Raw genomic sequence first — 12000 nt, 5'->3', positions numbered from 1 at the left:
CCTCCGAAGAGGCCCATTGAGTCGAAAATGCTAGTCGCGCCAGCGTTCACCGCGCTTGCGTCCACCGCCGTGGTCACGGCGAGGTGGGCGGCCGGTGTCCTTCTGAATCTTGATCAGCTGGCCGGAAATGCGGGTATCCTTCAGGCGATCCAGCACCGCCGGGTCGAGGTTCTTTGGCAGGTCAACCAGGGTATGGCCCACCGCGATGGTGATGCGGCCAAAGTCCTTGGCAGACAGGCCGCCCTCGTTGGCAATAGCGCCGACGATGGCTCCCGGTCGCACATTTTGCCGCTTGCCGACGTCCAATCGGTACGTCTCAAAGTCTCCGTCCGGCCGCTTTGGGCCGCGGCCCTTGCCGCCGCCCTTGAAATCGCGCTTGCGATCGTCGCGGCGGTCGCGGTCGCGCTTCGGCTTGGGAAGCGGCTTGTCTTCCATTAGGAAGTTCTTGCCGCCCTGCAGCATGACGGCAAGGGCCGCAGCGATGTCGTCCATAGCCGCGTTATTGTCCTCGGAGTACTTGCGCACCAGGGTGCGGAAGAAGTCCGCCTGCTTATTGTCCATGGAGTTGGTAATGGACTGCGCGAACTTTTCCTTGCGCTTTTCATTGACCTCATCGACGGACGGCAGGTCCATCTCTTCCAGACGGGCGTTGGTCACGCGCTCGATGGAGCGCAGCATGCGGCGCTCGCGCGGGGTGACGAACAGGATGGCTTCGCCGGAGCGGCCCGCGCGGCCGGTGCGGCCGATGCGGTGCACGTAGGACTCGGTATCGTTCGGGATATCGAAGTTGACCACGTGCGTGATGCGCTCGACGTCGAGGCCACGGGCGGCGACGTCGGTAGCCACGAGGATGTCTAGGCGGCCATCCTTGAGCTGATCGACGGTGCGCTCGCGCTGAGCCTGCGCAATATCGCCGTTGATGGCGGCGGCGCTGAAACCGCGGTCACGCAGGGTCTCGGCCACCTCTTCGGTCTCGTGCTTGGTACGGCAGAAGACGATGATGGCGTCGTAATTGATGACCTCGAGGATGCGGGTGAAGGCATCCATCTTTGCGCGGTGCGGGATGAGGAGGAAACGCTGCGTGATGTTGTCATTGGTGCGGCGCTCGGACTTCACCGTGACCTCGGCGGGGTTGTCGAGGTACTGCTTAGACAGGCGCCGGATGGCGTTCGGCATGGTGGCCGAGAAAAGCGCCACCTGCTTGCGGTCCGGGGTGTCTTCCAGGATGCGCTCGACGTCTTCCTGGAAGCCCATGTTCAGCATCTCATCGGCCTCATCGAGGACGAGGAACTGCAGCTGGGACAGGTCCAGCGAGCCCTTCTCCAGGTGGTCGATGACGCGACCCGGGGTGCCCACGATAACCTGCGCACCGCGGCGCAGACCGGAAAGCTGAATGCCATAGGCTTGGCCACCGTAGATAGGCAGCACCTCGACGCCCTTGAGGGACTCGGCGAAGGATTGGAAGGAGTCCGCCACCTGCAGGGCCAGCTCGCGGGTGGGAGCGAGCACGAGGGCCTGCGGATGGCGGGCCTTGGTGTCAATCTGCGACAGAACCGGCAGCGCAAAGGCTGCGGTCTTGCCGGTACCGGTCTGGGCAAGGCCGACAACGTCGCGGCCTTCCATCAAGATCGGGATGGTTTCTTCCTGAATGGGGGACGGCTTGGTGAAGCCTACTTTCGCAACGGCCTCCAGAATTTTCTCTGGCAGGCCAAGATGCGCGAACCCCTGGGAGTTGTCGTTGGCTGAATCTTGGGACTCAGCGCCGGTTTCCTCAGAAGTATTCGCAGCCCTGGTGTCCTTGGTGACACCTTGCGAGTTGTCCTGAGATTCCGACTTATTAAAATCTTCCGGCTCGTTGACGCCGCCGGTGGCGTTATCGGTAATGCTCATTGCTTCACCAACCCTACGCGATTGCCGCCCCAAACTCCATATCCTAAGCGCCCGCGACGAAAGTGCGGTAGCTCAGTGGCATTCCAGGGCGGTAAGCCAGGTGCACGGCGCTGGGGGCGTCGAGCACGTGCAGGTCCGCGGCGGCGCCCTCCACAATGGTGCCCTTAGCGGGGCGGCCCTGCGGGTCGAGGCCGTTGCCAACGTTGTGGCGGCGCAGGGCGGTCGCTCCGCCGGTGGTGGCGGCGTGGATGGCCTCATCGACGGAGAGGTGTTGCTGCAGGACCGCGGTGGTCACGCAGTAGTTCATCGAGGAGGTATAGGACGTGCCGGGGTTGAGGTTGGAGGCGATGGCGAGGGTGGCGCCGGCGTCGAGAAGCGTGCGGCCTGGGGCCAGCGGCTCGCGAGTCGACAGGTCACAGGCCGGCAGCATGGTGGCCACGGTATCGGAATTGGCCAGCAGCTCGACGTCCTCGTCGCTCAAGTGGTTGACGTGGTCTACCGAGGCGGCGCCCAGTTCGACGGCAAGGGCAACGCCCGGCCCCTCGCCCAACTGATTACCGTGCACGCGCAGGCCCAGGCCCAACTTCTTACCGGCCTCCAGCACGCGGCGGGATTGTTCCTCGTTGAAGGCGCCGCGCTCACAGAAGACGTCGATCCACTGCACGTAGGGAGCAACGCCCTCGAGCATGGGGCCAACGACCTCGTCAAGGTACTCCTCCGCGTCCGCTCCCGGCGGGACCAGGTGCGCACCCAAGAAGGTCACGTCATCGACGTGGCGGGAGGCTACCTTGGCGGCCTCCACCTCGGACTCGGTATTTAGGCCGTAGCCCGTCTTGGTCTCGAAGGTGGTGGTGCCACCGCGGCGGCCGGCGGCCACGCGGTCCGCCACCAGCTTGTCCAGGCGGTCGGTGCCGGCCTGGCGGGTAGCGTCCATGGTCACGGCGATGCCGCCTGCCTCATAGGAACCGCCGGAGATGCGGGCCTCGAATTCGGCGGAGCGGTCACCGTCGAAGACCATGTGGGTGTGCGAATCTACCCAGCCGGGCAGGACGGCGCGGCCGCCCAAGTCCACCTTCTCGTCGGCGGCCGGTGCCTCGGAGGCTGGGCCGACCCAGGCGATGGTGCCGGATTGGGCGATAATGGCGGCGTCGTTAAGCGTGCCACGCTCGCTGACCGTACGGAGTTCTGAAATGCCGGTAAAAAGTGTGCTCATCTAGTCCCTTGCCTTGAATTCCATCGGAATGCGGACGCCGCGCTCGTCGGCGACCTCCTTCGCGCGAGTGTAGCCGGAATCGACGTGGCGGATAACGCCCATGCCCGGGTCATTGGTGAGCACCGCGCGCAGCTTGGCCGCGGCGAGCTCGGTGCCGTCTGCAACGGTGACCTGGCCGGCGTGGATGGAGCGGCCCATGCCCACGCCACCGCCGTGGTGGAGGGAAACCCAGGTAGCGCCGGAAGATACGGCGGTCATCGCGTTGAGCAGCGGCCAGTCAGCCACGGCATCGGTGCCATCGAGCATGGCCTCGGTCTCGCGGTACGGGGAGGCCACGGAACCGGAATCCAGGTGGTCACGGCCGATGACGATCGGCGCCTTGATCTTGCCCTCGCGGACCAGATCATTAAAGAGCAAGCCGGCCTTGTGGCGCTCGTTGTAACCCAGCCAGCAAATGCGTGCTGGCAGGCCCTCGAACTCGACGTACTCCTCGGCGGCATCGAGCCAGTTGTGCAGGTGCTCGTTGTCTGGGAAGAGCTCCTTGAGTGCTTGGTCGGTGACCTTGATGTCCTCTGGGTCGCCGGAAAGCGCGGCCCAGCGGAAGGGGCCCAGGCCCTCGCAGAAGAGCGGGCGGATATAGGCCGGAACGAAGCCCGGGAACTCGAAGGCGCGCTGGTAGCCGGCCTTGCGGGCCTCATCGCGGATGGAGTTGCCGTAGTCGAAGACCTCGGCACCCTCATCCTGAAACTCAACCATGGCCTGGACCTGGGCGGCCATGGACTCGCGGGCCTTCTTAGTAAAGGTGGTCGGATCCGCCTTTGCCTCGTTGTGCCAGTCTTCCATGGTGATTTCAGAAGGCAGGTAGGACAGCGGGTCATGCGCGGAGGTCTGGTCCGTGACGATGTCTACGGTGAATTCCCCGGCGCGCTGGCGGCGCAGGATCTCTGGGAAGACCTCGGCGGCGTTGCCTACCAGGCCGACAGACAGCGGCTTCTTGTTTTCCTTGGCGTCTAGGACCAGCTTGAGGGCCTCGTCGAGGTCGGTGACAACCTCATCCAGGTAGCGCTTGTGCTGGCGGCGCTTCAGGCGGGTCTCGTCCACGTCCACGATGAGGCAGGCACCGCCGTTGAGGGTGACGGACAGCGGCTGTGCGCCGCCCATGCCGCCGCAGCCACCGGTCAGGGTGAAGGTGCCGGCCAGGCTGCCGCCAAAACGCTTCTTCGCCACGGCCGCAAAGGTCTCGAAGGTGCCCTGCAGGATGCCCTGGGTGGCGATGTAGATCCAGGAGCCGGCCGTCATCTGGCCGTACATCATCAGGCCCTCGTCCTCGAGCTTGCGGAAGTGCTCCCAGTTAGCCCAGTCTCCCACGAGGTTGGAGTTAGCGATGAGCACGCGAGGTGCCCACTCGTTGGTCTTCCAGATGCCCACCGGCTTGCCGGACTGCACCAGCAGGGTCTCATCGGACTCGAGGTCCTTGAGGGATTCAACGATGGCGTCAAAGGCTTCCCAGCTGCGTGCTGCGCGGCCGGTACCGCCATAGACCACGAGGTCCTCGGGGCGCTCGGCTACCTCGGGGTCGAGGTTATTCATGAGCATGCGCAGGGGCGCTTCGGTCTGCCAGGACTTAGCGGACAGTTCGGTTCCGCGCGGCGCGCGTACTTCGCGTGGTTGAGACATGGGCTTCCTTTCGTCGTGCTTGTTCGACGCCTTCCCAAGCCCTCTAGGCCGGTGTCCCGGGGCTGTCCCCGAGGACTTGTTCAGCGTCACATGTCACAAGGTACTGTGACCTAGCTCTGTGTACCATGCCACACGAACCCGAACTGTCTCGTATATGAGACACCCGCGAAATGATCTACGATGGCCTGCATGCGTCGGTTCATCCCCCTCCTTTCCGTGGCCCTCCTCGCCGCCTGTTCCACCCCCGCCGAGGAGCCACAGCCGCCCCACTATGTAGCGCTAGGAGATTCCTACGCGGCCATGGGCTCGACCACGCTGCCACTGGATCCACCCAATACCTGCGTGCGCGCACAGGATTCCTACCCCGAGCTCGCGGCCAAGGAGATGGGCGCAGAGCTCACCAATGTCGCCTGCCAGGGCGCTAGCACCCTCGATGTACTTTCCTCCGCCGGCGAGCACCCCGCCCAGGTGGACGCCCTGCGCGAGAACACCGACCTGGTGAGCCTATCCATCGGCGGCAATGACGCCAGCTTCGTGCGCCTTACCCAGTGCGCCACGGACGGTATCTGCCAGGCGGAATCCGGCGCGCAGATTGACCTGGAAATCCGCGATCTACCCCGCCGGCTGGACAAGGTCTACGAAGAGATTCACCGCCGCTCCCCCAACGCGAAGGTCCTCGCCACCGGCTACCTACCACTCATTAAACATGGGGAGACCTGCCCCTACATAGAAAAAATCCCGGCCAGTGACCGGGAATGGTTGGCTCGCTCCATCGAGCGCATCAACCAGGCGGTGCGCGAGGCCGCCGAGCGCAATGGGGCTACCTACGTGCTTGCCGACGCCGCCCCTGACCACACCGCCTGCTCCCCCTCACCGTGGGTGGATTTTACGGGCAAGGACACTAATTCCTTCCCCATGCACCCCACCCACGCCGGACAGGTGGCCATGGCCCAAGCCCTTAGCCGCGCAGCTTTCCAGTAGCGTCCTCGACGGCGTCGATAAGAGCGCCCTCCTTGACTAGGCGTACAGTCTCCTCGATTTCCGGGGACAGGTAGCGGTCCACGCCCGGGCCCTCCACAGTCTCACGCAGCTTCTCAATCACCGCGCCGGTTCCCTTGGCCGGGGTGCCCTCTCGCATGTCGATGGCGCGGGCGGCGGTGAGGATCTCTACGGCGAGCACGCGCTGCAGGCCGTCGACAGCCTTGCGCAGCTTGCGGGCTGCGGACCAGCCCATGGAGACATGGTCTTCCTGCATGGCCGAAGACGGAATGGAATCGGCCGAGGATGGGTTAGCCAGGCGCTTCATCTCACTGACGATGCCAGCCTGGGCGTACTGCGCGATCATGTGGCCGGAGTCGACACCGGGGTCATCTGCAAGGAAAGCATTCAACCCGCGGTTGCGCGCCGGATCCAGGAAGCGGTCGGTGCGGCGCTCGGAAATGGACGCCAAGTCCGCGGTGACGATGGCGAGGAAATCAAGCGCATAGGCCACCGGCGCGCCGTGGAAATTGCCATTGGAGACTACCCGGCCGTCCTTGGTCACCACCGGGTTATCCACGGCGGCGGCCAGTTCGCGCTCGGCCACCTGGGCGGTGTGGGCCAAGGTATCGCGGAACCCGCCGGCAACCTGCGGTGCGCAGCGCACGGAGTACGCATCCTGCACCTGGTTCTTCTTGAACTCCTCGAGCGCGGCCTCCAGGATCTCCGAGCCTTCTGCCACCTGGAGGATATTCGCCGCGGCATCGGCCTGGCCTGGGTGCGGGCGCAGCTGCTGCAGGTCATCCGCGAAGACCACGAGGGTACCCAGCAGGCCTTCCACGGTCATGGCGGTGGCAATATCGGCGGTCTTTGCGGCCGCGCGCAGATCAGTAATGGCCAAGCAGAGCTGCCCCAGCATGCCATCGGTGCCGTTAATAAGCGCGAGTCCCTCCTTCTCACGCAGCTGCAGCGGCTCGATGCCGGCCGCGGCCAGGGCGTCGCCTGCGTCCTTGAGCTCGCCGTTGACGCGCACCTCGCCCTCACCCAGCAGCGCCAGCGCGCAGTGAGCCAGCGGCGCCAAGTCACCGGAGCAGCCCAGCGAGCCATACTCGCGCACCACCGGAACGATGCCAGCGTTCAGCGCCTTGGCATAGGTTTCTACCACCACGGGGCGCACGCCGGTGCGGCCAGTGCACAAGGTGGACAGGCGCAGCAGCATCAGTGCGCGGATGACTTCTTCTTCCACTTCCGGGCCGGTACCCGCAGCGTGCGAACGCACCAGGGAAAGCTGCAGCTGGGCGCGCATCTCCTCTGGGATATGGCGGCGAGCAAGCGCGCCAAAGCCGGTGGAAATGCCGTAGACCGGGGTGGGATCTTGCGCTAGTTCTTCCACGCGCTCGCGGGTAGCGGCTACCTCTTCTAGGGCTTCAGGCGCAATCTCCACCTGCGCGCCATAGCGGGCAACGGCAACAACATCCTCGATGCTCAGCGCGCCGACGTTTACGGTCACGGTGGTTGGGTAGGCGTTAGGCATGGCAAATACTCCTCTAAATAAGGGATCAACAATTGTGACGTGTCGCGCGACAGCCTAACGCGATGAATGTATGCTACCTCACTTTTTGCGATTGCGGTACATTTTGGCCGCGACCTTGTCCGATACCTCTAGCAAGGCCCGAATAGCGGCGTCCACCTTCACATCCGGCGTCCCAACCGGATACGTCACCGCCACCGCCGCTGCAGGGCGGTCCAAGTGATCCAGGATGGGCGCCGCTACAGAGGACTGACCGCGAGTAATCTCTTCGATCTCTTGATCCCACCCGCGTGCAGCCACCAAACTCAAGCGCTTTTTCAATGCAGCAAAGCCGCTACCTCCCGCAGTATCAAAGGCGGCGCGCACCTCCGCATTAGGCAGATGCGCCAGCATCACGCGCCCGGACGCCGTTTTATGTGCCTGCAGGCGCACACCCACCTCAGTGACCAAGGAGGTAGCACCCACCGCACGCACCTCTTGCAAATACAAGATTTCCGAGCCTGCCATACGTGACAGGTGCCCCGATCCACCCACCAGCGCCGCACACTGTTCCAAATCCCGAGTGGCCATGCGCACCAAGGGCTGCTGCGTTACATAGGCCGAAGCCATGGAATACGCCGCCAGGCCCAGTCCATACGTCTTGTGTTCCGGCAAATGGGCTACAAAACCAGCATCAACCATCTCCGCCAGCAGGTGGTACGTAGATGAGCGCGGCAGGTTGAGCTCACCTTGGATGCGGGCGGCGGATATAGGGACGTCGATGGTGGATAACAGCTTGAGAATCTCCATCGCATGACGCGCCGCAGGGACTCTGTTGGTACTCACGGAGGGCAATTTTAAACACCATGGCGGCGGTTATCAGTGCAGCACACGACCCCAAGTCTGAAATTCCAGACAAGTAAATATGCTGCAGACCACACTTTTAACAAATGGAGACTTAGACTACATAAAACCTTTCATACGCTAGGAGATGCCATGTCCCAACACGGCCTTAAGCACAGGCACCTGCACTTCATCGCCCTTGGATCCGCGATCGGCACCGGACTGTTTTATGGTTCAGCCGGCGCCATCCAAGCCGCCGGCCCCTCTGTCCTCGTCGTCTATCTCCTCGCCGGCGCGGTGGTGTATTTCATGCTCCGCGCCCTAGGCGAAATGGCCGTTCGCCACCCCATCACCGGCTCCTTCGCCGGCTACGCCCGCATGTTCATGGGCGGATGGGCCGGATACATCACCGGCTGGATGTTCGCCTTTGAGATGGTCATCGTAGCGCTTGCGGACCTCACCGCCATCGGCGTTTATATGCGCTTTTGGTTCCCAGACGTCTCGCAGTGGGTTTGGGTTGCAGCCACCTTGCTCATCGTGGGCGGCGCAAACCTCGCCACCGTCAAGGCCTTCGGTGAACTAGAATTTGCCTTTACCATCATCAAGGTCGGCGCCGTACTCGCCATGATTGCCGGCGGCCTTGCGGTATTAGCCTTTGGGCTTTCTGATGCCCACACCACCGGCCCCGTCAACCTCGTCAACGACGGCGGCTTCTTCCCCAACGGTCCCACGGGCATGATCGCTTCTTTCATCCTCGTCCTCTTTGCCTTTGGCGGCACCGAAATCATCGGTGTTGCCGGCAGCGCCGCCCAGCACCCAGAAAAATCCGTCCCCAAAGCAATCAATACGGTGCCCATGCGCATCCTGCTTTTCTATGTCCTTGCCATCGCCGTCATTCTCATGATCACCCCATGGCGCGACATCACCGGCGAGCAGTCCCCCTTCGTCCAAATCTTTAATACCCTTGGCGTTTCCTGGGCCGCAGGTTTGCTCAACTTCGTGGTCATTACCGCCGCTTTATCGGCCATTAACGCCGACCTCTTCGGTGCAGGACGCGTCATCACTGGCCTTGCCCACCAAAAGCACGCCCCTAAGTTCATGTCCAAGGTAGTGCGTGGCGTACCCGTAATGACCACCATCATCCTCATCGCCACCATGATCATTGGCACTATCCTCAATGCCCTCCTGCCGGAGAATGTCTTCGAGGTCATCGCCTCGTTAGCTACCTTCGCCACCGTGTTTGTCTGGCTTATGATTCTGCTCGCTCACCTATACTCTCGGCGCGGAATGAGCACACAAGACGTAGCGAACCTCAAATACAAAGTTCCCTTCTGGCCCTATGGTCAGTACCTGTCCATCGCATTTATCCTCATGACCTTCGGCATCATGGTCTGGCAAGAGGAATACCGCATTTCCCTCGTTGTGGGTGTGGTCTTCATCGCCATTATGACGGCGGTTTATTTCCTCACCAACCGGCACGAAGTAACACATGAGGATGAACCCACCGAAGAGCCAGAAGAACTCGTCGTTTCCGCCTAACATCGAAAACCATGAACACCGAAAAAGCTGAACTTTTCACCCCCGCCCCCGAATGGTCCGGCCGCTCCGATGGCCCGGGCCCAGAGCATGCCCGCTGGCATAGCGTTATCAATCAGTCCACCGACTCCCCCGCCCCGGTAACCCTCCTAGGGTTTGCCTCCGATGAGGGCGTGCTGCGCAATGGCGGCCGCCAGGGTGCAGCCGCCGGCCCGGCCGCACTGCGTTCCGCGCTGGGTTCCTTAGCGGTGCACCATGCGCATGCGCTTGCCGACGCCGGCACGATCACCACCCAAGCCGACGACCTCGACGGCGCCCACGATGCGCTCTCCGATAAGGTCCAGGAACTCGTCGAAGCCGGCACCCTCCCCATCATTCTGGGCGGCGGTCACGAGACTGCCTTTGGCTCCCACCGCGGCCTCTACCGCGCGGTGGGCGCCACCAAGATCATTAATCTGGACGCCCACTTCGATCTGCGCCGCGCTGATCAAGCTACCTCCGGCACCCCGTTCAAGCAGATTTCGGAGCTCACCGACGACTTCGATTACACCGTGTTGGGCATTTCCCGCCCCAATAACACCAAGGTGCTTTTCGACGAAGCCGATTCCCTCGGCGTGGCCATCACCCTAGACGAAGAGCTGGTCAACCTCTCCCCGGCCGAGTGCGGCGAGCTTGCTGCCCGCGCCACCGAGGGCAAGGACAAGGTCCACCTATCCATCGACCTCGACGTCCTGCCAGCATCCACCGCGCCGGGCGTATCCGCCCCGGCGTCGCTAGGCGTCAGCTACGAGCGCATCCGCGCCATGGCCGTGGCTATTGCGCGAACGGGCAAGCTAGCCCTGGTGGACGTCGTCGAGCTCAACCCCACCTTTGACATAGATAACCGCACCGCCAAGGCAGCGGCGCGGCTTATCGATGACATCGTCACGGCCCACCTCGGGGCCTAGCGCTTAGCTCAAAACAGCAGGTGGGCAATCGGCGTGGCGATGAGGATGGTCAGCGCCACGCGCTCAAACCAGATGATGACCAGGTGGGTGAGCTTCACCGGAATCTTGGTAGCCAAGATGCACGGCACCAGCGCGGAGAAGAAGATGATGGCGGAGACTGCCACCACGCCGATGACGAACTTGACCACCATGTTGTCGCTGCCTGCCACTGCGGTGGCGGGCAGGAACATCTCCGCAATACCCATGGCCGCGCCCTTGCCGGCCTGGACCGGCTCCGGCAGCTGCACTACCCACGCGAACGGATAAAACAGGTAGCCAATCCACTCGAAGATGGGCGTAAAGCGCGCAAGCAGTAGGCCAATAAGGCCCACCGACATGATGGAAGGCACGATGGCCGCCGCCATGCGCACGCCATCGCGCAGGTTCTCCCAGATGGACTCCCACAAGGACGGCGCGCGCTGCAATGCCAGCATTGCTTCGCGCCACGCGTTCTTGATGCGCGAGCCCTCCACCGGCTTTTCCGGGTCTGGGTGTGCCTCAGCAAAGTACTCGTCCGGAATGGTGCGCAGCGGCGGAATGCGCACGGTAATGGCCGTCACCACAAAGGTCACGATGAGCGTGACAATAAAGTAGGTGCCCCAGACTTTCATCAGGTCAAGCTGCTTAGCAACGATGACCATGAAGGCCGCAGAGACCGTCGAAAAGCCGGTGGCAATAATGGCCGCCTCGCGCCCAGTATAGCCGCCCTTTTGGTAGACGCGGTCCGTCACCAAAATGCCCAGCGAGTACGAGCCCACGAACGAGGCCACCGCGTCAATGGCGGAGCGCCCCGGCGTCTTCCACAGCGGCCGCATGATGGGCTGCATGAGCACGCCAACAAATTCCAGCAGGCCAAAGCCAATGAGAAATGCCAGGAAAGCACCTCCGATAGGCACGATGAGGCCTACCGGAATCGCGATGGAGTTCCACAGGAACGGCACTAGGTCCTCATCACCAAGCACCCACGGCAGCGCATCGATGACCATGAGGAAGGAGACCACCGCGCCCACGATATTGAGCACTGCAAAGACCGCCTGCAGCGCGCTTTCCTTAAATGCTCCGGTGGTAAAGCTGCGCACCGTGCCATAGACGGCAAGAGCAAAGATAATCCACGGCACCGCCGCTGGAATCCCCTCGCGCACCATGGTGACCATGTGGTCCAAAGGAATGGAGCGCTTATCCTGATACGTCACCGGCAGGAAGAATACGAACGCGCCAATGGCGCTATATAAAAAGAGTTTCCACCGTCCCCCAGGCTGCGGGATCTCCCCGTCATGGCTCTGGTGCGAGGTGTAGACAGATTCGGTAGAAGTCACAGTAAAACCGTCTCCTCAAGCTTGCATACAAAAATCAAGCCCGCGTGACAG

The 12000-nt window shown here is 62.7% G+C and carries 9 protein-coding genes; 3 read left to right on the top strand and 6 right to left on the bottom strand.

Annotated features, from left to right (window positions below; all coding sequences use genetic code 11):
* Positions 1-30: 30 nt before the first annotated feature.
* The 3 genes from MHK00_RS02740 to hutU are packed head-to-tail and all read right to left on the bottom strand — an operon-like array spanning position 31 to position 4780.
* Positions 31-1890, bottom strand: a complete 1860-nt coding sequence (locus MHK00_RS02740; RefSeq protein WP_250410298.1) for a DEAD/DEAH box helicase — start codon at positions 1888-1890, stop codon at positions 31-33.
* Between the two features lie 43 nt (positions 1891-1933).
* Positions 1934-3103, bottom strand: a complete 1170-nt coding sequence (hutI, locus tag MHK00_RS02735; RefSeq protein ID WP_200435161.1) for an imidazolonepropionase — start codon at positions 3101-3103, stop codon at positions 1934-1936.
* On the bottom strand, positions 3104-4780 hold the full coding sequence (hutU, locus tag MHK00_RS02730) for a urocanate hydratase (protein WP_179386344.1): 1677 nt from the start codon (positions 4778-4780) through the stop codon (positions 3104-3106).
* Positions 4781-4969: 189 nt separating this feature from the next.
* Here hutU and MHK00_RS02725 point away from each other — a divergent pair, with 189 nt between their 5' ends.
* A complete protein-coding gene (locus MHK00_RS02725) occupies positions 4970-5761 on the top strand; it encodes an SGNH/GDSL hydrolase family protein (protein ID WP_250410297.1) in 792 nt (263 codons plus the stop codon).
* On the opposite strand, the gene hutH is transcribed toward MHK00_RS02725, so the two are convergent.
* On the bottom strand, positions 5739-7292 hold the full coding sequence (gene hutH, locus MHK00_RS02720) for a histidine ammonia-lyase (RefSeq protein WP_250410295.1): 1554 nt from the start codon (positions 7290-7292) through the stop codon (positions 5739-5741). The genes MHK00_RS02725 and hutH overlap by 23 nt on opposite strands.
* A 78-nt stretch (positions 7293-7370) precedes the next feature.
* Positions 7371-8078, bottom strand: coding sequence for an IclR family transcriptional regulator (locus MHK00_RS02715; RefSeq protein ID WP_250410399.1), 708 nt, complete (start codon positions 8076-8078; stop codon positions 7371-7373).
* Between the two features lie 186 nt (positions 8079-8264).
* Between MHK00_RS02715 and MHK00_RS02710 the strand changes: the two genes are divergently transcribed.
* Both MHK00_RS02710 and hutG read left to right on the top strand, forming a co-directional pair.
* Complete coding sequence (locus MHK00_RS02710) at positions 8265-9650, top strand: amino acid permease (RefSeq protein WP_200435158.1); 1386 nt, start codon at positions 8265-8267, stop codon at positions 9648-9650.
* An 11-nt stretch (positions 9651-9661) separates the two neighbouring features.
* A complete protein-coding gene (gene hutG / locus MHK00_RS02705; RefSeq protein ID WP_200435157.1) occupies positions 9662-10594 on the top strand; it encodes a formimidoylglutamase in 933 nt (310 codons plus the stop codon).
* Positions 10595-10602: 8 nt separating this feature from the next.
* Here the strand turns inward: hutG and MHK00_RS02700 are convergent, their stop codons facing one another.
* Complete coding sequence (locus MHK00_RS02700) at positions 10603-11949, bottom strand: YjiH family protein (RefSeq protein ID WP_250410293.1); 1347 nt, start codon at positions 11947-11949, stop codon at positions 10603-10605.
* Positions 11950-12000 lie beyond the last annotated feature (51 nt).

The organism is Corynebacterium tuberculostearicum, from assembly GCF_022347385.1.
GTDB lineage: Bacteria > Actinomycetota > Actinomycetes > Mycobacteriales > Mycobacteriaceae > Corynebacterium > Corynebacterium tuberculostearicum_M.
Note: the sequence above shows the minus strand (reverse complement) of the source record. Positions and strands in the feature narration are given on the sequence as shown.

What these genes read in the sequence shown, in the direction of transcription:
- hutI (WP_200435161.1), bottom strand. Translation starts at nt 3,103, where the DNA reads ATGAGCACACTTTTTACCGGCATTTCAGAACTCCGTACGGTCAGCGAG.
- hutG (WP_200435157.1), top strand. Translation starts at nt 9,662, where the DNA reads ATGAACACCGAAAAAGCTGAACTTTTCACCCCCGCCCCCGAATGGTCC.
- MHK00_RS02725 (WP_250410297.1), top strand. Translation starts at nt 4,970, where the DNA reads ATGCGTCGGTTCATCCCCCTCCTTTCCGTGGCCCTCCTCGCCGCCTGT.
- hutU (WP_179386344.1), bottom strand. Translation starts at nt 4,780, where the DNA reads ATGTCTCAACCACGCGAAGTACGCGCGCCGCGCGGAACCGAACTGTCC.
- MHK00_RS02710 (WP_200435158.1), top strand. Translation starts at nt 8,265, where the DNA reads ATGTCCCAACACGGCCTTAAGCACAGGCACCTGCACTTCATCGCCCTT.
- MHK00_RS02715 (WP_250410399.1), bottom strand. Translation starts at nt 8,078, where the DNA reads ATGGAGATTCTCAAGCTGTTATCCACCATCGACGTCCCTATATCCGCC.
- hutH (WP_250410295.1), bottom strand. Translation starts at nt 7,292, where the DNA reads ATGCCTAACGCCTACCCAACCACCGTGACCGTAAACGTCGGCGCGCTG.
- MHK00_RS02740 (WP_250410298.1), bottom strand. Translation starts at nt 1,890, where the DNA reads ATGAGCATTACCGATAACGCCACCGGCGGCGTCAACGAGCCGGAAGAT.